This window comes from Microbulbifer maximicatervae (SeqCode), from assembly GCF_056231245.1.
Genome location: NZ_CP174334.1, coordinates 4,425,001 through 4,444,341, shown reverse-complemented (window position 1 = coordinate 4,444,341; position 19,341 = coordinate 4,425,001). Strand labels below are relative to the sequence as shown.

The 19,341-nt window shown below is 55.2% G+C and carries 16 protein-coding genes; 6 read left to right on the top strand and 10 right to left on the bottom strand.

Annotation, left to right across the window (positions count from 1 at the left end; genetic code table 11):
• Positions 1-90: 90 nt before the first annotated feature.
• Complete coding sequence (locus ACJJIS_RS19500) at positions 91-1,884, top strand: EAL domain-containing protein (protein WP_475708849.1); 1,794 nt, start codon at positions 91-93, stop codon at positions 1,882-1,884.
• A 51-nt stretch (positions 1,885-1,935) separates the two neighbouring features.
• Here ACJJIS_RS19500 and ACJJIS_RS19495 read toward each other — a convergent pair whose 3' ends face one another.
• On the bottom strand, positions 1,936-2,934 hold the full coding sequence (locus ACJJIS_RS19495; protein WP_413664263.1) for an adenosine kinase: 999 nt from the start codon (positions 2,932-2,934) through the stop codon (positions 1,936-1,938).
• Positions 2,935-3,319: 385 nt separating this feature from the next.
• On the opposite strand from ACJJIS_RS19495, the gene mrcB reads away from it, so the two are divergent.
• On the top strand, positions 3,320-5,902 hold the full coding sequence (gene mrcB / locus ACJJIS_RS19490; RefSeq protein WP_475708848.1) for a penicillin-binding protein 1B: 2,583 nt from the start codon (positions 3,320-3,322) through the stop codon (positions 5,900-5,902).
• A 43-nt stretch (positions 5,903-5,945) separates the two neighbouring features.
• On the opposite strand, the gene hemB is transcribed toward mrcB, so the two are convergent.
• The 7 genes from hemB to ACJJIS_RS19455 form a co-directional block, all read right to left on the bottom strand.
• Positions 5,946-6,956 carry a porphobilinogen synthase gene (hemB, locus tag ACJJIS_RS19485; protein WP_475708847.1) on the bottom strand — a complete coding sequence of 337 codons (1,011 nt, stop codon included), beginning with the start codon at positions 6,954-6,956 and terminating at the stop codon, positions 5,946-5,948.
• Between the two features lie 112 nt (positions 6,957-7,068).
• Complete coding sequence (locus ACJJIS_RS19480; protein ID WP_475708846.1) at positions 7,069-7,695, bottom strand: GntR family transcriptional regulator; 627 nt, start codon at positions 7,693-7,695, stop codon at positions 7,069-7,071.
• A 9-nt stretch (positions 7,696-7,704) separates the two neighbouring features.
• A complete protein-coding gene (locus tag ACJJIS_RS19475) occupies positions 7,705-8,877 on the bottom strand; it encodes a benzoate/H(+) symporter BenE family transporter (protein ID WP_475708845.1) in 1,173 nt (390 codons plus the stop codon).
• 164 nt (positions 8,878-9,041) lie between these two features.
• Positions 9,042-10,325, bottom strand: coding sequence for a glutamate-1-semialdehyde 2,1-aminomutase (gene hemL, locus ACJJIS_RS19470; protein ID WP_475708844.1), 1,284 nt, complete (start codon positions 10,323-10,325; stop codon positions 9,042-9,044).
• 180 nt (positions 10,326-10,505) lie between these two features.
• Positions 10,506-11,291: a bifunctional hydroxymethylpyrimidine kinase/phosphomethylpyrimidine kinase gene (gene thiD, locus ACJJIS_RS19465; protein ID WP_413664269.1), complete on the bottom strand. Its 786-nt coding sequence runs from the start codon at positions 11,289-11,291 to the stop codon at positions 10,506-10,508.
• An 82-nt stretch (positions 11,292-11,373) separates the two neighbouring features.
• Positions 11,374-11,796 (bottom strand): protoporphyrinogen oxidase HemJ, encoded by a 423-nt coding sequence (gene hemJ / locus ACJJIS_RS19460; RefSeq protein WP_475708843.1) that lies wholly within the window; start codon positions 11,794-11,796, stop codon positions 11,374-11,376.
• A gap of 33 nt (positions 11,797-11,829) precedes the next feature.
• On the bottom strand, positions 11,830-13,533 hold the full coding sequence (locus tag ACJJIS_RS19455) for a chloride channel protein (protein ID WP_444936726.1): 1,704 nt from the start codon (positions 13,531-13,533) through the stop codon (positions 11,830-11,832).
• Positions 13,534-13,751: 218 nt separating this feature from the next.
• Between ACJJIS_RS19455 and argC the strand changes: the two genes are divergently transcribed.
• The 4 genes from argC (at position 13,752) to erpA (ending at position 16,588) form a co-directional block, all read left to right on the top strand.
• Complete coding sequence (argC, locus tag ACJJIS_RS19450) at positions 13,752-14,798, top strand: N-acetyl-gamma-glutamyl-phosphate reductase (protein WP_475710373.1); 1,047 nt, start codon at positions 13,752-13,754, stop codon at positions 14,796-14,798.
• 53 nt (positions 14,799-14,851) lie between these two features.
• Positions 14,852-15,595 carry a DUF6776 family protein gene (locus ACJJIS_RS19445; RefSeq protein ID WP_282934418.1) on the top strand — a complete coding sequence of 248 codons (744 nt, stop codon included), beginning with the start codon at positions 14,852-14,854 and terminating at the stop codon, positions 15,593-15,595.
• Between the two features lie 33 nt (positions 15,596-15,628).
• Positions 15,629-16,072, top strand: coding sequence for a bactofilin family protein (locus ACJJIS_RS19440; protein ID WP_282934417.1), 444 nt, complete (start codon positions 15,629-15,631; stop codon positions 16,070-16,072).
• 162 nt (positions 16,073-16,234) lie between these two features.
• Positions 16,235-16,588, top strand: coding sequence for an iron-sulfur cluster insertion protein ErpA (gene erpA / locus ACJJIS_RS19435; protein WP_108731633.1), 354 nt, complete (start codon positions 16,235-16,237; stop codon positions 16,586-16,588).
• 23 nt (positions 16,589-16,611) lie between these two features.
• Here erpA and ACJJIS_RS19430 read toward each other — a convergent pair whose 3' ends face one another.
• Positions 16,612-17,721 carry an anhydro-N-acetylmuramic acid kinase gene (locus tag ACJJIS_RS19430; RefSeq protein ID WP_444892707.1) on the bottom strand — a complete coding sequence of 370 codons (1,110 nt, stop codon included), beginning with the start codon at positions 17,719-17,721 and terminating at the stop codon, positions 16,612-16,614.
• 15 nt (positions 17,722-17,736) lie between these two features.
• Complete coding sequence (locus tag ACJJIS_RS19425) at positions 17,737-19,116, bottom strand: OapA family protein (RefSeq protein ID WP_444892708.1); 1,380 nt, start codon at positions 19,114-19,116, stop codon at positions 17,737-17,739.
• Between the last annotated feature and the right edge of the window lie 225 nt (positions 19,117-19,341).

Genomic DNA, 19,341 nt, shown 5'->3' with positions numbered 1-19,341 from the left:
CCTTTTTCGGTTATGGCCTGTCGCAAGGCACCTCCCCGCTGCCGGGAAAGGTTTGCGCTTTGCTCTGTTGTGTTTTGAGTGAGTTTTCCCGTGACGCTGTTTAATCCAGAGGCGGCAAGTTATCTCGGCCCCCTCGCCCAGTTGGAAGAGGGGCTGCGCCCCTGTGAGCAGATCAGTTTACAGGCGGCGGAGGCGGCTCTCGGTGAAGTTGCCGATGGTGTCATTGTCACCGATGCTGCGGGTACGGTGGTTTACACCAACCCCCTGGTCAACGAAATGACTGGGGACCTGGTTGGATTGCTGCCCGGCCAGCCACTCAGCGAAGGTTTGCGCCTGTGCAATAGCCGGGGCGATGCGATAGAGCCGATACTGCCGGCATCCAGTGACCTGGGTGAAGTACCCAGAACCAGAGAGTTTAATGCCTGTATTGAGCGCCCAGGGGAAGAGCATGTCCCGCTTGAAGTGACCGTGCAGGTAATGGCTCTTTGGGATATGGGGGTGCTAAAAAATTATGTTTTGGTGCTGCGGGATACCTCTGCCGCGCGCCGGGTTTCCACCCGCCTTATGTGGCAGAGCAGCCACGACGCCTTAACCCGACTGCCTAACCGACAATTCTTTGAGAGTGAGCTGCAAAGCCAACTCAGCCTCTGTATCGATAAACGCCAGCACCATGTATTGCTCTACCTGGATGTTTATCAATTCAAAGTTATTAACGACACCCTGGGCTTTGTTGCCGGGGACCAGTTGTTGGTTCAGTTGGTGGAGTTAATCAAGCGCTGCCTCTCCAGCGACGATCTGTTTGCCCGGGTGGGCAGTGATGAGTTTGCGATACTACTGCGCGACTGCACCCTGGAAGAGGGTGGTCGTGTGGTGGCTCGGCTGCGCGACTCTGTGCAGAGCTTCAGTTTTTTCTGGGAGGGGAATGACAACCGGGTCGCAGTGTCGATTGGTGTTGTTGGTGTCGATCACTTTACCCCCAGTGCCAGTCAGTTACTGGCGTCGGCCAATGATGCCTGTTGCAGTGCCCGGGAGCAGGGCAGAAATCGCGTTAAGCTATTTGGCGACTCTCGCAAGGTATTGGAGAAGCGTCGCGAGACCACCTGGGTTGCGGAAATTCACGCGGCTTTGCGGGAAGACCGCCTGATGTTGTACCGGCAGCCAGTGGTTTCACTAAAGGGGGACCGCAATGTCCACCACTATGAAATCCTGGTGCGGATGCGCGGCCGTGATGGTGGAGTGATTTCACCGGGGCTGTTTTTGCCAGCCGCAGAGCGCTATGGCTTGATCGAGGAAGTGGACCGTTGGGTAATTCGCCGGGTCTTTGACTATATGGCCCAGGAGCAGCGCCTGGGGATGGGCGGAATTAATTATGCGGTCAATATTTCCGGCATCAGCCTGGGGGATGAGACCTTTGCTGATTTTGTGCTGCAGTCTTTGTCCGATGCCGGTGTAACGCCCTCGCGGGTTCAATTTGAAATTACAGAAACCAGCGCCATCAATAATCTTGAACGAGCCCTGATATTTATCCACAAGCTGAGAGCCGCCGGTTGCAGCTTTGCCCTGGATGACTTTGGTCGCGGTGTTTCCTCCCTGGCTTATCTGCGCCAGCTGCCGGTAGATTTTCTTAAAATCGATGGAAGCTTTGTGCGCAATATGCTCGAGGATGAAATTGATAGCGCAATGGTGAGCACTATTGATCACTTGGCGAAGAGAATGGGTATCAGCACTATCGCCGAGTATGTAGAGAGCCCGGAGTTAATGGAAAAATTGAGCCAGATGGGGGTGGACTATGCCCAGGGGTTCGGTATTTCCGCAGCGACGGGGTTGCCGGAGCTGGATAGCTACCCGGGGATGCTCCACCATTCCAGAGGGCCCAAGCCTTAGGGGCCCCTGGAAATCATGTGTCTATAGATAACTGCTATTAGGCAATTGCTATTAAACAACCGGTGCGAGTAATTCGGAGTGCTGCTCGGCTTCTAGTCGCGGGCCGTATTGGCTCACTACCTGGGCGGCAGCGCGGCAAGCGAGTTCGCCGGCTTCGGTAAAACTCATTTCGCGGTTAATACCGTAGAGGAAAGCACCGGCAAACATATCGCCTGCGCCGTTGGTATCGATGGCGCGGACTTCGGGGCTCTCTATGCGGTGAACGTCGTTGCCGTCCCATAGCAGTGCGCCATCGGCACCCAGGGTAATCGCGAAACTGCGGCAGTAATCGCGCAGCGCTTCAACGGCGCCCTCCACAGAGTCGGTACCGGTAAAGCCCAGAGCCTCATCCCGGTTGCAGAACAGCATATCCACACCGCCGCCAATCATTTCCCGCAGCCCTTCGCCGAAGAACTGAACCATAGCCGGGTCAGACAGGCTGAGAGCGGTTTTAACTCCGTGGGCTTCGGCTTCTTCGCGAAGCTTGATCGCTGCGGCACGACCCGTTTCAGAGGAGACCAGGTAGCCTTCGATATAGGCCCACTTGGAGGCGGACAGTGCATCGCTATCCAGCTCAGCGACTGAGAGCTGTTCACTCATTCCCAGATAGGTGTTCATACTGCGTTCGGCATCCGGGGTGATAAGTACCAGGCATTTGCCGGTAGTGCCCTCATCAGCTTGCTTCAGTGTTTCGGGGTAGTCGACCCCGGCGCTGTTAAGGTTGTTTCTGTAGAAATCACCATTCTCGTCAGCGGCAACTTTGCACGAATAGAAGGTGCGGAGACCGAAATAGCTGGCAGCAATGACTGTATTGGCACCGGAGCCACCGCAAGCCAATTTGGCAGTGACCATATGGTTTTGAAGGTCGTCTACCAGCTGTTGCTGACGGGCATCATCTACCAGGGTCATGATTCCCTTTTCCACGCCAAGGCTGCTCAAATCCTGGTCCGACACTTCGATTTCTGTATCGAGTAGGGCGGCACCTATGCCGTAGAGATCGTATTGCTGCATATCATTCCTATTCGGGCTTATTGTCTACATTTCCGCCGCATTATGGACGTGATTTTGCCAAGTGCAAGGCATTGGGGAGGGCTGGCGACAGCAAACCCTCACATAGGCGCTTGTTACATCTTGGTGAACTTATAGGCGGTTGCTGCGGTCAATCCTCGCACAGGTGTAAATAGCACCTTCACGTAAACCTCCAGGTGATAGATACTGCCAAGCCTGGATTTTAGCCCGCTAATTGAGTGGGCCCGCCAGTGCTGAAAGGCACTGGCAGCAAGATACCAGCGGAGCTGCCACCTGCTGGTACCCTGCCTTCGACTCTTCGATTGGGGCTGGTTAGGTCTCATGAGTCGCTTGATGTACTGAGTTGGCAGCGGGACTGAATCCTCATATGGCATCAACGAAGCGCCGGCGCGTCAGAGCGTCAAAGCCCAAACGACGATATCGCTGGCTCAAGCTGCTAGTGCTTTTAGCCCTGGTGGGCTCCCTGGCGCTGGCAGCGTATATGGCTTACCTGGATGTGCAGCTGCGCGAGCGACTGGATAGCCGTCAATACCAACTCCCCGCCCGAGTCTACGCTCGTCCGCTGGTGCTGCGCGAGGGTATGGCAATGCATCCGGATGAGTTGGAGTCCGAATTTGCTGCCTTGAATTACCGCAAGCAGGGCACTCTGAGTGAGCCTGGCTCCTGGGTTCAGGACGGAATGAATTACAAGGTCTGGCGCCGGGACTTTATCCATGCCAATGGCCGCCAGCCTGCTGCAGTGGTCTCCTTCCGTCTGCGCAATGATCAAATTAGCGGCCTGCGTGATGACAATGGCCGAAGCCTGGCAGAATTCCGCCTGGACGCAGCTAATATCGGCTCTCTACTAGGGGGAGGCGATGACCGCAATCCAGTGCGTTTCGATGATATTCCTCCCTTGGTAGCCAATACCCTGATTGCTGTTGAGGATCAGGACTTCCTCAATCACTTTGGTGTTTCCCCTCGCGGTATTGCCCGGGCCATGGTGGCCAACGCAAAAGCCGGACGATTGGTACAGGGTGGCTCCACAATTACCCAGCAGTTGGTCAAAAATATCTTTTTTGACCATAAGCCCAGCCTAAGGCGTAAATTCAACGAGGCCCTGATGGCCATCCTGATGGAGGTGCACTACGACAAGCGCTATATCCTGCAGGAATACATCAATGAAGTGTGGCTGGGTCAGCAGGGTGCCAGAGGTATTTATGGCTTTGGGTTGGCCTCCGAATTCTATTTCCAGCAGCCCCTGGATACCTTGGAACCCCATCAGGTAGCGCTGTTGGTGGGGCTGGCGAAAGGTGCGTCTTACTACAACCCCTGGCGCAATCCCGAGAGAGCACTGCAAAGGCGCAATACCGTGCTGGAATTGATGCTGGAGCAGGGGCTGATTACTCAGGAGGAGTTCCAGAAGTATTCCGCCAAGCCTCTGGGGGTGGTCAAGGGTGGTGTCGGTGCGCAGAATCCTTACCCGGCCTTTACTGAGCGGCTGTTGATTGAATTGCGTCCCTACTATTCCTACGAGGAATTGCGCACTTCGGGTTTACGGGTTTACACCACCTTGGCCCCTTCGGTGCAGAAGTTGGCGGAGGAGTCCATCAGTCAGGGCGTTAGCCAGCTGGAGAAAGACCGAGGGATCAAAGCCAATTCACTCCAGGCCGCGACAGTATTGTTGGATAATCGCAACGGTAATGTGCTGGCCATGGTGGGAGATCGGAACCCGGACTACCCAGGCTTCAACCGGGCGCTGGAAGCCCGCCGCCAGGTGGGCTCCCTGATTAAGCCGGCTGTGTTTCTCACTGCTCTAGAGCGACCGGAAGAGTACAATCTGGCCACCCTGATCGATGACGCCCCGGTGAGAATTGAAGAGGCGGATGGCGATGTATGGATGCCGCAGAACTTCGATAAGCGCGCTCACGGACAGATACCGCTTTATATCGCCCTGGCCAAGTCCTATAACCTGGCGACGGCTCATTTGGGATTGGATCTCGGCCTGCAGAATGTACGCCAGACGATTCGCCGCCTGGGTGTTGAATCCAGGCTCCCCCGAGTGCCGGCGATGTTGCTTGGTGCTGTGGAGATGACCCCGTTCGAAGTTGCCGGTATGTATCAGGCCATTGCGAACAATGGTGAGACGGTACAGCCGCGCACACTGCTGGCGGTATCCGATGCCCAGGGCGGCCGTGTACAGCACTTCCGCCGCAAGGCTAATCGCGGTGTCGACCCCGTTCCAGCTTACCTGTTGCGCTGGGGGCTGGAGCAGGCCATGCGTGAGGGTACCGGACGCCGCTCCGCCAAGCGCTTGCCAAGTAGCATCGCCTTTGCCGGGAAAACCGGAACCACTAACAATAACCGCGATAGTTGGTTTGCGGGCTTCTCCCCGGAAGTAACCGCCGTAGTCTGGCTCGGGCGCGACGACAATGAGCGCACGCGCCTAACTGGCTCCACCGGCGCACTGCCGATCTGGACGGAGATTATGCGCAAGCTGCCCCATCAACACGGACCGGCAGAGATGCCCCGAGGAGTGGAGCTTAAGTCAGTGAACTCCCGGGGGCAGTTTATGGACCCGGATTACTGTCGCGGTGGTTATGAGATTCCTTTCTCCTACGAGAGCCAGCTGCAACCGGCGCCGGAATGTCGGGGGCAGAACCGCTGGCGCTGGTTCCGCAATCTCTTTGGCAATGGTCGCGACGAAGCGGCTCCCAGAGAGGAGATGAGTCCCGGTTGGGGGGTGGATACCAGTGAGCAGCAGATGCGCGATCAGCGCCGCCAACAATTGCAGGAGCAACTTCGAGGTGACGATGCGGAAGAGTTTGGTGTAGATCCCGAGTATGGCTCCGATTATGAAGAGGAGCCCCTGGAGCTGCCAAGAGATAATACTTTTGGCGGGAGGGCTCACAGCGTACCGGCAGAGGAAGCCCAGCCGGTGGGGCCTGACCTGGAAGATCAGTGGCCCTAGGGAAGGTAGCGCGCGATTGAATCGCGCGCTTTATCGCCGGCTATCAGTCTTGCAGCAACTGTGCGGCTTCTTCGGCGAAATAGGTGAGGATGCCGTCGGCACCGGCGCGCTTAAAGGCCAGTAAGGACTCCAGAATAACCGCCTCTCGCTTCAGCCAGCCATTTTCAAATGCGGCGCAATGCATCGCATACTCCCCACTTACCTGATAGGCGAAAGTGGGAACCCGCAATTCTTCTTTTACCCGACGCACTATATCCAGGTAGGGCATACCGGGTTTCACCATCACCATATCCGCGCCCTCTTGCAGATCCAGGGCGCACTCGTGCAATGCCTCATCGGTGTTGGCGGGGTCCATTTGGTAGCTCGCTTTATTGCCACCTTTCAAGTTCCCGGCAGAGCCCACTGCATCGCGGAAAGGACCGTAGTAAGCGGAGGCATATTTAGCGGCGTAGGACATAATCAGGGTATTGCTGTGGCCCGCGCCTTCGAGAGCATCGCGAATGGCTCCGATACGGCCATCCATCATATCCGAGGGGGCTACCATATCGGCACCGGCCGCAGCGTGTGACAGGGCCTGCTGTACCAATACCTCAACGGTTTCGTCGTTGACGATATAACCGCTGTGGTCCATCAGCCCGTCCTGGCCGTGGTTGGTAAAGGGGTCCAGGGCTACATCGGTGATAACTCCCAATTCCGGTACCGCATTTTTCAGCTCGCGAACAGCCCTTTGTGCCAAGCCATCGGCGTCGTGGGCGGCACTGGCGCAATCGGACTTTGCCGACGGGTCGACTACCGGAAACAGGGCTATTGCGGGGATTCCCAACTCTCGAACTGTCTTCGCTTTCTTGGCCAACAGGTCCACGCTCAGGCGTTCAACACCCGGCATTGAGGCGACTTTTTGGGTTTCGTTACGCCCCTCAATAACAAACAGTGGCAGGATCAAGTCGTCACTGCTCAACTGGGTTTCCTGCACCAGTCGACGGGAAAAATCCTTTGCACGCAGGCGACGCAGGCGAGTGTTGGGGTAGGCACCACGGCCGAAACTTTGGCTCATCGGGAAATTACTCCGGCTATCCATAGGGCCGCAGAAATCCCGCAGCCGCAATTGGCAGCCATCATATCAAATTGCCGCAGTGGGTGATTTTCGATTGCTGAGGGAAAGCGGTTTAAAAATGGGGCTGATGTAAGTGCCTTACCAATAGTTTGCCGGCGGCTTCTATATGTTTTGCCAGCAGTGCGGCGGCTTGGTCCCCGTTTCCCTCTTGGAGTGCATTGAGTATTGCAAAGTGCTCGTCCTGACTGGTGTCCTGGTAATTCAGGCCGTGGGATTGGTAACCGATATAGCGCTCACATTGCCGGTGCAGTTGCTCGACGGTACTAAATAGCGTGGGTCTTGCAGCTGCCTGGTAAATACAGGCATGGAACTCCCAATTCATTTTTCCGATCTGTTCGGCGGAGAGTTCAGGTTTGGCTTGCATGGATTCCAGAATATCTCTGGCCCGCCCCAGGATCTCTCCATTAAGGTTTTCCAGTGCCAGGGATTGCAGCAGCGGTTCCAGGCGCATGCGCATCAGGTAGAGGTCTTCCACTTCAATAGGGTCAAACTGCGGCACTGCGACGCCGCGCTTGCCGTGTCCGGTTAACCAGCCCTCATTTTTCAATCTTTGTAGAGCGTCCCTAACCGGAATACGGCTCACTGAGTAAAGTTCGGCCAGCTCGACTTGTTTTAGCACTTGGCCGGCGGCGAAGCGCCCATGCTGCAAGTCCGACTTAATTTTTTCGTAGAGGCCCATCGATGTTTATTAATTCCTGCGCTTGAAAAACCAGTAACACACCAGCCCTCCCAGCAGCCCCCAAAAGGCAGAGCTAATGCCAAAGAGGCTGATACCGGAAGCACTGATCAGAAAAGTGATAATTCCGGCTTCGCGACTGTCGGCCTCGGCTGTTGCGCCAGCCAGGCTGCTACCAATGACGCCAAGCAGTGCCAAGCCGGCGAGGCCGGCAATCAGTGCCTGGGGAAAGGCGCTGAATAATGCCACAACGCTAGCGCCGCAGAGGCCCACCAGCAGATAAAAAATACCGGCGGCAATGCCGGCGGTATAGCGTTTATCGGGGTTGGGATGGGCTTCCGGGCCGGTGCAAATAGCAGCGGTAATAGCCGCCAGATTAAATGCAAAGCCACCAAACGGTGTCAGCAATAAAGAGGTGAGGCCGGTGCCGCTAATAACAGGAGATATAGGCACTCTACTGTAGCCACTGGCGGCCAGGGTTGCCGCTCCGGGCAGGTTCTGAGAGGTCATAGTGACGATAAAAAGAGGAAGGCCAATGCCAATTAAAGTGGAGAGGCGGAATTCTGGCGTGACCCAAACAGGGTGTGCCGCTTGCCAGCCGATCTGGGCCGATGCAATGAGTTGCAACTTCCAGCAAGTCGCCACTCCAGCCGCTAGTACCAAAATAATGGCATAGCGAGGCGCCCAACGGCGCCCGACTAGATAGGTCAGTAACATGATGCCGACCAATAGCGGTTGCGCCTGCAGAGAAGTAAATACTGAGAGACCAAATTGCAGAAGTATGCCTGCGAGCATAGCGCTGGCAATCGGTGCCGGCACCATTCGCGCTACCCGCTCAAAGGCTCCGGACAAGCCCACGAGGAGTGTTAACAGGGCGCTAAACGCAAAAGCACCAATCGCCTCAGCAATGGGGATGCCACTTAAACTGGTGGCCAAAAGTGCAGCACCTGGAGTCGACCAGGCAGTGATTACCGGGGCGCGGTAATACCAAGAGAAGGCAATACAGGTAATGCCCATCCCCAGGCCCAGGGCGCCAATCCAGGAGGCGATCATTACTTCACTTGCGCCAGCTGCACGTGCGGCTTCAAAGACTATGGCGGCGGAACTGGCTACTCCCACCAGCACGGCGACAAAGCCCGCGCTGATGGCGGACAAGCTGGTATCTGAAAACGGTGAGTTTTTCAAAATGTATACCTTTTATATTTTGTATACATTTTTAGCTGTTAGTTTTTTTGAGCGCAATAACTTTGCGGTGAAGCGACTGAGGCTTTATAGGAGGGGGGGGGGTAAAGTTAAACGGGCATAGAGGCAGCACCCGCAGGCTGCGGGTGCTGGAGAGAGGTGGGCAATTAGCCGAGGCGGGCGAAGACGCGCTCAGCGGCAGTGATTGTGGCCTCAATATCCTCATCGGTATGAGCTGCGGACATAAACCCTGCCTCATAGGAGGCCGGTGCCAGGTAGACACCTTCTTCCAGCATGCCGTGGAAGAAACGGTTAAAGCGCTCGTTATCGCAGGCCATTACCTGTTGATAGTTAGTTACTTTAGGTTCTTCGGTGAAGAAGAAACCGAACATGGTTCCGGCCTTATTGGCGGTAATTGGGATACCTGCGGCCTTACCAGCCGCCAGGATGCCCTCTACCAAACGGTCGGTTTTGGCAATTAAAGGCTCGTAGAAGGCGGGTTCTTCCACCAAACGCAGGGTTTCCAAGCCCGCGACCATAGCCACAGGGTTACCGGACAGGGTGCCCGCCTGGTAAACCGGACCCAGGGGTGCGATTTGTTCCATGATCTCGCGTTTACCGCCAAAGGCGCCAACGGGCATACCGCCGCCGATGACTTTGCCGAGGGTGGTGATATCCGCCTCGATACCGTAGAAGCCCTGGGCCCCGGTCAAGCTCACCCGGAAGCCGGTCATCACCTCATCGAGAATCAACAGGGCACCGTGTTGGTCGCAAACTTCGCGCAGGGTTTCCAGGAAGCCGGGTACCGGCGGAATGCAGTTCATATTGCCGGCAACAGGCTCGACGATGATACAGGCGATTTGATCGCCCAGCTCTTCGAAGCAGCTGCGCACACTATCAGCATCGTTGTAGCTCAAGGTGATGGTGTGATCTGCCAGGGCGGCGGGAACGCCGGGAGAAGAGGGTACACCCATGGTCAGGGCCCCGGAGCCGGCCTTAACCAACAGGGAGTCGGAGTGGCCGTGGTAGCAGCCCTCGAACTTCACAATCTTGTCGCGCCCGGTAAATCCACGGGCCAGGCGAATCGCGCTCATGGTGGCTTCGGTACCGGAATTGACGAAGCGCACCAGGTCCATATTCGGCCACAGGCGGCAGAGTTCTTCGGCCAGTTCGGTTTCCAGTTCGGTTGGCGCACCGAAGCTCAGTCCCGATTGGGCCTGTTCCACCACGGCTTCAATAACTTCCGGGTGTGCGTGGCCCAGCACCATGGGGCCCCAGGACTGTACGTAGTCGATGTAGCGCTTCTCGTCTGCATCGTAGAGGTAGGCGCCCTCGGCACGGCGGATAAACACCGGGGTACCGCCGACTGCGCGAAAAGCCCGTACCGGAGAGTTAACGCCGCCGGGAATGTACTGCTGTGCTTCTGCAAAGAGCTGCTCGGATTTACTCATAAACTTATATTCAGGTTCTGCATAAAGGGCCTGAGGAGCATTATCGCGGGGGTGGCGCCTGAGGACAATGTGTAGATTGGCGACGACCGGTCACAGACTGTGTAGACAGAAGATCTCACCGTCATGGGGACGGTGAGACTGATCGGGGCAGGGGCGAAATTTGTGTCAGCAGCTCCAGGTTTAGCGTTCGCACCAGAACAGCCGGTTGGGGATCGGCCTTCCCATTCCCAGGCGCCGGCTGTCTTTGATCGCACTCCAAGCGTATTGCTGACTGCGGGTAACCGCTTCGATAATGGTCAGCCCGTGGGCGATATGGCAGGCAATGGCGGTAGCGAGGGTGCCACAGACGCCATAGGCCGCTGGCTGCAAGCGCTCCCACTTGAACTCCCGCATGAGGCCGCGCTCATCGTAGAGCCGGTTCTGTAATTGTTGCTCGTGGGGCACGCCAGTCAGCAACAGGTAGCGACAGCCGGATTCGAGGATTTCCTGGGCCATGGCATCGAGGACATCGGCCTCCACAGCCATGGCGCGCGCTTCCCTGCGGTTGGGACACACCATGGTTGCCTTGGGCAACAACAGCGACACCATAGCCTCCCACAGAGGCGGGGCGAGTACGCTATCTTTGTCGGCCAGTGTGGCATCGGGGTCGATAACGACGGGAATATCCGGGTAGTCGTGGAGTACGCTGTGAAGCGCGCGCACATTCTCCACAGAGCCCAGGTAGCCGACCTTGATCGCGGCGATCGGCATGTCTTCCAAAACGGCTCGGGTTTGTTCAATTAGCAGGCTGTCGTCGACTGGGGCGACACCCAGCAATTCACCGGTATTACACACGCTGATGGCGGTAACTGCCGAGGCCGCATGGCAGCCGAGACTGACCGCTGTCTCAGTATCTGCGGCAATTCCGGCGCTGCCGCTGGGGTCGTGGTGAGTGACGGTCAGAATAACGGGCTGAGGTGTATCCATAAGTGCTCTACATGACGGCCATTAGCTGTGCGCCTAATTCTAGTTGCTGAGCGCCTTTGACAAGGAATGAATACGCGCCAAATTAAAATGGCTTTACGACAACCAAAATGACGATGGCGACAAGTGCAACTGCTGGGAACTCATTAAATACTAGGAAGTAGCGGCGGCTGCGGGTAACGGTTCCCCGGGCAAACTTGCGAACATAGGCGCCACAGATATGGTGATAGCCCAGGAGGAGAACAACAAAAGTCAGTTTTGCGTGCATCCAGCCGGCGGAGGTGTAGTAGGCCGGGTTCAAACTGTAGAGCCAAATGCCCAAGGCAACGGTGGCCAGCATGGAAGGAATGGCAATACCGCGATAAAGGCGGCGTTCCATAATACAGAAGCGGTCGCGACTAACGGCATCAGTGGCATCGACATGGTAGACAAACAGTCGTGGCAGATAAAAAAGTGCGGCAAACCAGCACACCATCGCAATAATGTGAAAAGCCTTGATCCACAGCATTGAAAGTCCCCTTAAAAGAAACGGGAAGAAAAATTACTTCCGGTAAAAGTTGTTAATTTGTAGCGGCAGAATAATGCCCGCCGTGCGATTGTCCAGCGAACCGCTTTTATGACGGCAGACATATAGGCCATCCGCGCCACTTCTCTCCAGCTTTTGCGAGGCCTCCAGCATTGTCGCTCGCCAGCTTAGGGACGCCAGCTGTTTGCGTTCGCCGGGTAGTCTCAATAAATCGATCATTTCTCCCGGGTCTAGTAATTTATCTGATGCGGAGGAAACTTGTTTTTCGCTCTCGGCCGCCTCTTTCGCACCACCGCGAAGAAAAGTTGCCAAGTCTGCTGCACGCAGTAGTTGCGGTGCCGGCTCCTTGGGTAAATCGATAAGAATCCATTCGGGGTGTTGATTAATTAATTCTGTTGCCGCAGCGCGGGTAATTTCCCTAGGCGTCACAACAAAGCTCTGATTCATTTCGCTGGCAACTCCGACACTGCTCAGCATTTGCTGTCGCCAACTTGGCATTCCCGCTTTATTCAGGGCTCGCAGCGTTTCGTGATAGAGACCGATAGTGGAAAAGAGTTGGCGGCTTACTAATGTGGCCACCACGATCATCATCATTCCAGGGAATAAAATATGTGGGTTATAGGTAAGTTCCAAGATAGCGAGTAGCGCAGCTAGAGGCGCATTGAGCATGGCAGCCATCATTGCCGCCATACCCACCATGGCATAAAAGCCTGGACTCGCGGTGTGCTCACCCAGCCACAAGTTAGCCAGGCCACCGGCAATACCACCGATACAGGCACCGATAATCAGGCTGGGGCCTATTACCCCACCGGGAATTCCGAGCCCTGCCCCCAAAGCGGTTGCAACTAATTTCGCGGCGACAATAGCAATGAGTGTCGCTACCCCCAACTCTCCCAGCATTGCCATCTGCAAAGTGTCATATCCACCGCCCAGGATTTCCGGTACCCAGATACCCAAGGTGCCAGTAACAAGGCCAACCAAGAGAAATCGAAGAAGTGGGGAGTAACGCTGCTGGGGAATCAAAATACGCTGGGAGCGGATAAATAATCCGGCGAGAACCCCAATAACCAGTGCGCACACAAAAAGTAGCGGCAGCTCGGCAAGGGAATTGAGTTGAATCGCGGGTACATTAAAGTCCGGTTGGCTACCGAAAGTCAGCTGGGTGATGGCGCTACCGGCAACAGCCGCGAGAATTATCGGTAAAAAACCTGCCACAGTATATTCCAGCATCACGACTTCCATCGCGAATACTACGCCCGCCAGCGGGGTATTAAAGGAGGCCGCAATTGCTGCGGCTACACCACACCCCAGTAGGTTGCGACCGGAATTATTGGGGAGCTTCAGCGCCCTAGCTAACCAGCTGCCACTGGCGGCTCCCAAGTGTACAGCTGGGCCTTCCCGCCCCACCGAGTGGCCGCTAATTAAAATTATTGCGCCGGCAAAAAACTGTAGCAGGGCATTTTGCATTGGCATTTGCCCCTGGTGATTGTAGAGCCGGTCCAGGACATGGACCACTCCCACCTGGCGGCGTCTGGGGTTTAGAAATAAATAGATACATCCCACTACCAGAGAGCCGATGACTGGCAATGCGAAGCGCCAGAAAGGGGGAAGGGATTCGTAATTTTGTGGGATTGATAAAAACAGCGTGGTCGGCCACTCCATCGCCAGCCGAAAAAGTACAGTTACCCCTCCGGCCAGGATGCCGGTGATCAGGGCCATCCCCAGTAAAGGCGCCAGCGCGTCTTTGGAGGAAAGCTGTAAGCGTATATTTTCGAGGCTGCCAGGCCTAACTAAATAACGCGAAAACGACTTTTTTAGCGAGTTCCTTGGGGGCTGTGACACCGCACATCCTTAAAATGCTGGGGCTTGTGGTAGAGTGCCTGTCTGGTTTTACGATTATCGTCTCAGTTGGCGGATATACCGGAGATTTTAGCAAGGTGATAAAAGTAGCGATTGTCGGGGGCACCGGCTATACAGGGGTGGAATTACTTCGGCTTCTCTCAACACATCCACAAGCGGAAGTTACCGCAATCACCTCCCGTTCGTTGAATGGTACCCCGGTTGCCGAGCTTTTCCCTAGCCTGAGAGGGCACTCGCAGCTGTCTTTCTGTAGCCCCGATCTCGAACAGCTGGCGGATTGTGACGTTGTATTCTTCGCTACACCTCATGGCGTTGCCCAGGCCCAGGTACCGGCACTTATTGAACGCGGAGTTCGAGTGATCGATTTGTCCGCCGATTTCCGTTTGAAAGATATACCTACCTGGGAGCAGTGGTACGGTCAGGCCCACGCCGCTCCGGAATTAGCTCAAAGCGCTGTTTATGGTTTGCCAGAAGTTAATCGGGAACAGATTGCCAATGCGCAGTTGATAGCCTGCCCGGGCTGTTATCCCACCGCGATTCAATTGGGATGGATACCGCTTTTGGAAAAGGGCCTGGTAGAACCTGGTGAGCTGATCGCCAGTGCGGCCAGTGGTATCAGTGGTGCGGGGCGACAGGGTAAGACCGACTTGATTATGGCTGAGAATAGCGACAACTTCCGCGCATATTCTGCCGCCGGGCACCGTCATTTACCCGAGATTGAACAGGGGCTTCGTCGAGTGCAGGCCACTGAATCCTCTCCCGCGCAGGTGACTTTTGTACCGCATTTACTTCCCATGATTCGCGGTATCCACGCTACTTTATTTGCCCGGTCAGTGGGGAAGGTTGATGCCGATGAGCTTCAACAGATCTTTGAAAACCGCTATAAAAATGCGCCTTTTGTAGATGTGATGCCGGCGGGCAGCCACCCTCAGACTCGTACGGTTAGAGGGACCAATATGTGCCGCATCTCGGTATTGCAACCCCAGGAGCGGGATACGGTACTGGTATTATCGGCCATTGATAACCTGGCCAAAGGCGCGTCCGCCCAGGCAATCCAGAATATGAATATTATGTTTGGCTTAACTGAGACGTTGGGCCTGGATAGCCCGGCACTGCTGCCTTAGAATCGGGTGTTTCCCGACAATCGATAAATCCCGGATAAGACTTAGCAGATTTCATGGTGCTCAAAGTTAAAGGCAGCAAGCAGTACCGCATGAAAGTGGTGCCTCATAAACCCTTCTCTGGTGTCATTGCCGTAGTGGGGGTCGTTTTTTTGGTATTAGTGACCTCGGCCGGGTCCTATTTCGCCGGGCAGTATCAGCTGCGCCAGAGCCTCGATCGCAAGACACTGGAGCATACTCAAGTACTCGATCGTGTTACCGCGCTTCAGAGTGAGAATGAATCCCTGCGAATGAGGGTTGCCACTGCAGAGCAGTCGCTGACTATCGGTGAGCAGGCGAGTGAGTCGGTGCGTGCGGAACTGGTGCAGAAAGAGAGCCAGATCGCAGAGCTAAAGCAGGAAATTTCTTTCTATCGCGGCGTCATGGCCCCTGAAGATGGGGGTGAGGGGGTGTCCATTGGACGCTTTATCCTCTCGCAGACCGGCGATCCAAAAAGTTACCAGTACAAGTTACAGATCAAACAGTCCGCAGCGCGTCGGGATGTTGTAAAAGGCACGGCCACATTTACCGTAGTGGGCCGTCAGGATGGGGAACCGAAGAGTTACCCTCTGAAGGAACTGTCGGAGCAGGTGAATAGTGAGTCGATTCAGCTGCGTTTTAAATATTTTCAGAATATCGAGGGAGAGCTGCGCTTGCCGGAGGGGTTTGTGCCCGAAGGTGTGGAGTTGTCACTTAAATCTTCTGGGCGCAAGGGCTTTAATATTGAGCAGCGCTACGGTTGGTTAGTACAGGAAAGTTAGCATAGGTGCCAAAGGCACGAGGTTTTGGGGATTATGTTAAGAAAAAAAGAGAAACAGATAACTATGGCCAATACCGGTAGTAACCACACGACTTTGATCGCTCGTCAGACTGAGATCAGCGGTGATATCCACTTCCGTGGCAACCTGGTCATCGAAGGTAAGGTGCGTGGCAATGTTACCGCTCACAGTGATAGTGATGCGCGCCTGCAAATTGTGGATGGCGGTATCATTGAGGGTGAAATTCGTGTGCCTCAGGTAGTGATCAATGGCAATGTCAAAGGGGATGTGTTTGCTGCGCGCCACCTGGAGCTCGCTTCCAAGGCAATGGTAGAAGGCAATGTACACTATAAGCTGATCGAGATGCTGAAAGGTGCCCAGGTAAACGGTGCCCTGGTATCCAGTGCCGACTTGAGTAGCGCGGGTGAGCCCCATATGCTCGGCTATTCCGAAGATGAAACTGTCATTGAAGCCTCTTAAGTCCGGGTAGTATTGGCTGGCGCTGGTACTTTGTTGTACCGGCCCACCTGCCGGTTAATACTTGACTGAATTGCTGGGTTTAAGCAAGATGACGCCCCCGGGGCTGCACTCGTTATAACTTTTATACGAGCGGTGAATGTCCCGATGAGTTGAGAGAGACTTATGTCAGAAGCTGTATCCTTTTCTCCCGCGCCACTCGTGGTCACAGACAAGGCTGTGGCCAAGGTAAAAAGCCTGTTGGAAGAGGAGGGCAACCCGGAGCTGAAACTCAGGGTGTTCGTGACCGGAGGCGGCTGTTCCGGTTTCCAATACGGTTTTACCTTTGATGAATTGGTTGCCGAAGATGATGCCATCATAGAAAAGGATGGCATTCAGGTCTTGGTGGATGCGATGAGCTACCCCTACCTGGTTGGCGCCAATGTTGATTACGAAGAAGGCCTTTCGGGGTCGCGCTTCGTAGTACAAAATCCCAATGCGTCCGCTACCTGTGGCTGCGGCTCCTCTTTCTCTATTTGAGAAATCCTAACCCGCCCTATTGATCAGGGCGGGTAAATAGCCCCTAGAACCGCCTCTTTCTGCGCGCCAGTCACTCCCGGGCAATTACCGGGCAGCCCTCTCAATGTCTGGCGGGCCAACCAAGCAAATCCCACGGCTTCGAGCCAGTCTGCGTCAATACCGTAACTGCCCGTGTCAGTAATAGACCAGGTGGGCAAGCGACGCTGTAATCGTGTAACCAAGTCCTTGTTTTTTGCCCCGCCCCCGCAAGTGAGCAGCTCGCCGCCTTCGGCAAAATTATGCACGGCGTCGGCGATACTGGCTGCGGTCACTTCAGACAGGGTCGCCTGCACATCTACCGGCGCCACTTCCAAACCGGCGCAGGCCTGTTCGAGCCAGCTGGGGTTAAAAGTTTCACGGCCAGTGCTCTTGGGTGGCTCGGCGGAGAAATAGGGATCTGAAAGCAGGCGGTTGAGAAGTTCAGCATTGGCGCGACCGCTCGCGGCCCAGTCTCCATTTCTATCGTAGGGCTGGTTTTTGTGTAGGTTCACCCAGTAGTCGAGCAATGCATTACCTGGACCTGTGTCATAGCCGTAAACCTGGCCATCTGCCGTCAGCTCAGTGATATTGGCCATCCCCCCAATATTGACCACAGCACGGCTTCCATCAGTTTTGAAAGCGGCCTGGTGAAACGCCGGCATTAAAGGCGCTCCTTGACCACCGAGAGCGATATCCCGGCGACGGAAATCCGCAACGGTGCAGATGCCCGTCAGTGCTGAGATGGTGTTGGGGTCACCGAGTTGCAAAGTAAAGGGAGAAGTCACTGTGCCTGGGGGGCGGTGGCGTACGGTTTGGCCGTGACTGCCAATGGCGGTAACAGACTGACCCTCAACACCGGCTCGGGCTAGCAGGGTATTGGTGGCTTCGGCAAAAACCTGTCCCAGTTGCCGGTCTAACTGTCCGGCGCGATCCAACTCTGAAGGGCCGGGGGCACAGAGGCTGAGGATAGCCTCGCGCAGGCCGCTGTGAATCGGGTGGGCTAACGCAGCCAGGATACGGGTGTTTATTTTTTCTTCATCGCCAAAATCGACCAGCACCGCGTCAATGGAGTCAACGCTGGTGCCGGACATCAGGCCGATAAACAGATCGGGCATATTCGTTGGCGCTTGTTAGGGGCTTTCTTCATCCAGTTGAGCCAGAGCCGGCCCCTGGAAGTTTTCTAGTTTCGCCAGAAGTGGCTGGGTCTGGTTTTTAAAACGGATCATCTCAGAAGTCGGTACCGACTTTGCCTTGGGCAATTTGCGCACAATGGTGGCGGGGTTGCGATGTCTGCCATCCACCAGGAATTCGTAGTGCAAGTGCGGGCCGGTGGCATAACCGGTAGACCCCACAGTGCCAATAACCTGGCGCTGCTTAACGCGCTGGCCCTTTTTGACTTTGCGCTTGGTCAGGTGGAGATAGCGGGTTACATACCGTTCGCCGTGCTGGATAAATACGTAGTTGCCATTGGGCTTGCTATAGCCAGACGCGATAACCCGACCATCGCCAGTAGAGTAAACGGGGGTGCCTCTTGGAGCGGCATAGTCGGTGCCATTATGAGGTCGGCGTGACTTGAATACTGGGTGCAGGCGGCTCGGGTTGAAGTGAGAGCTGATGCGGACTATGTCCAGTGGTGTGCGGATAAATGCCTTGCGCATACTTTTGCCTTCAGGCGTGTAGTAATTGGCATCACCACTGTTATCCACATAGCGCACAGCGCTAAAAGTTCTTCCTTGGTTGGTAAAACTGACCGCAAGGATAGGACCGTTGCCAATTTTCTCCCCATCCAGGAACAACTCTTCGAACATCACACTAAAGTTGTCGCCCTTGCGAATATCGAGGGCAAAGTCGATATCGGAGCTGAATACATCCGCCATCTCCATTATCAGGCTGTCACTCAGCCCAGCATCGCTACCGGCCAGGAATAGGGAACTATCGATCTGGGCCTGTCGGTAAGCCGGATGGCTGTCGGGCTCACGAGTTATCAGTGCGTGTTCAAACTTATCTGCATTTGTGCGGGTAAACTCAATTTGATTGAGTCGATCTCGCTGCAATTTCAGGGACTGCAGCTGGCCATCATTATTTGTTTGAAAGGTCAGCTCTTCACCCGGAGTTAGACGTGCCAGCTGTTTTGCCTCTTTGCCGCTACCCAGAAGCTGGTACATCTCTTTGGCGCTGATTTTTGCACGTTGAAATAGGTCTGACAGGGTATCCCCGTTACGTACTTCAAGGCTCAACGACTTGACCGCCTCGACACTGACGTTAAGCAGTGGCGTTTCCGCCGGCGTATAAGTGAGAGCAGGTTTGGCTTCAGTGCTGTCGCCGCTTGTGACCTCTGAAAGTTTGACGGGTAGGGATGTGCGCTTAGAGGAAATCTCCGGTGAAGGAATCAGAACGGCCAGCATAAGGACAAAGGCTGCGATGCCAGCGGTCAGCGCATGAACGCGGGGAAAATGCTTGGGTAAGCCGCCAATACGGAGGCCTGTACTCGATTTACGATGGTTTTGCATGGCGTTAGCGGATGGTACTGGCGGTCGTTGTTATTTGCGCTTGAAAAACTGAGTGTCTAAAAAACAGGCATTGGAGGGGCTTTATAGCAAAAAAGCCGCCTTGGTTCACGAGATAATTGACACGTCTTTGCACGGTTTGGTTCCTCATGAATTTTGTTTTTAGTGCGGATGCTGGGCTGCTGCACGCTTGTATTTGCCGCAAACTTCGGTAATGTTGCAGCGCAT

Bases quoted from the DNA above. Each gene is read 5' to 3' on its own strand.
- ACJJIS_RS19495 (WP_413664263.1), bottom strand. From the start codon at position 2,934: ATGCAGCAATACGATCTCTACGGCATAGGTGCCGCCCTACTCGATACA.
- mrcB (WP_475708848.1), top strand. From the start codon at position 3,320: ATGGCATCAACGAAGCGCCGGCGCGTCAGAGCGTCAAAGCCCAAACGA.
- hemB (WP_475708847.1), bottom strand. From the start codon at position 6,956: ATGAGCCAAAGTTTCGGCCGTGGTGCCTACCCCAACACTCGCCTGCGT.
- ACJJIS_RS19480 (WP_475708846.1), bottom strand. From the start codon at position 7,695: ATGGGCCTCTACGAAAAAATTAAGTCGGACTTGCAGCATGGGCGCTTC.
- hemL (WP_475708844.1), bottom strand. From the start codon at position 10,325: ATGAGTAAATCCGAGCAGCTCTTTGCAGAAGCACAGCAGTACATTCCC.
- thiD (WP_413664269.1), bottom strand. From the start codon at position 11,291: ATGGATACACCTCAGCCCGTTATTCTGACCGTCACTCACCACGACCCC.
- hemJ (WP_475708843.1), bottom strand. From the start codon at position 11,796: ATGCTGTGGATCAAGGCTTTTCACATTATTGCGATGGTGTGCTGGTTT.
- ACJJIS_RS19455 (WP_444936726.1), bottom strand. From the start codon at position 13,533: ATGGCCCTGATCACCGGCATCCTGGCCGGAGGGGTAACTGTACTTTTT.
- ACJJIS_RS19445 (WP_282934418.1), top strand. From the start codon at position 14,852: ATGGTGCTCAAAGTTAAAGGCAGCAAGCAGTACCGCATGAAAGTGGTG.
- ACJJIS_RS19440 (WP_282934417.1), top strand. From the start codon at position 15,629: ATGTTAAGAAAAAAAGAGAAACAGATAACTATGGCCAATACCGGTAGT.
- erpA (WP_108731633.1), top strand. From the start codon at position 16,235: ATGTCAGAAGCTGTATCCTTTTCTCCCGCGCCACTCGTGGTCACAGAC.
- ACJJIS_RS19430 (WP_444892707.1), bottom strand. From the start codon at position 17,721: ATGCCCGATCTGTTTATCGGCCTGATGTCCGGCACCAGCGTTGACTCC.
- ACJJIS_RS19425 (WP_444892708.1), bottom strand. From the start codon at position 19,116: ATGCAAAACCATCGTAAATCGAGTACAGGCCTCCGTATTGGCGGCTTA.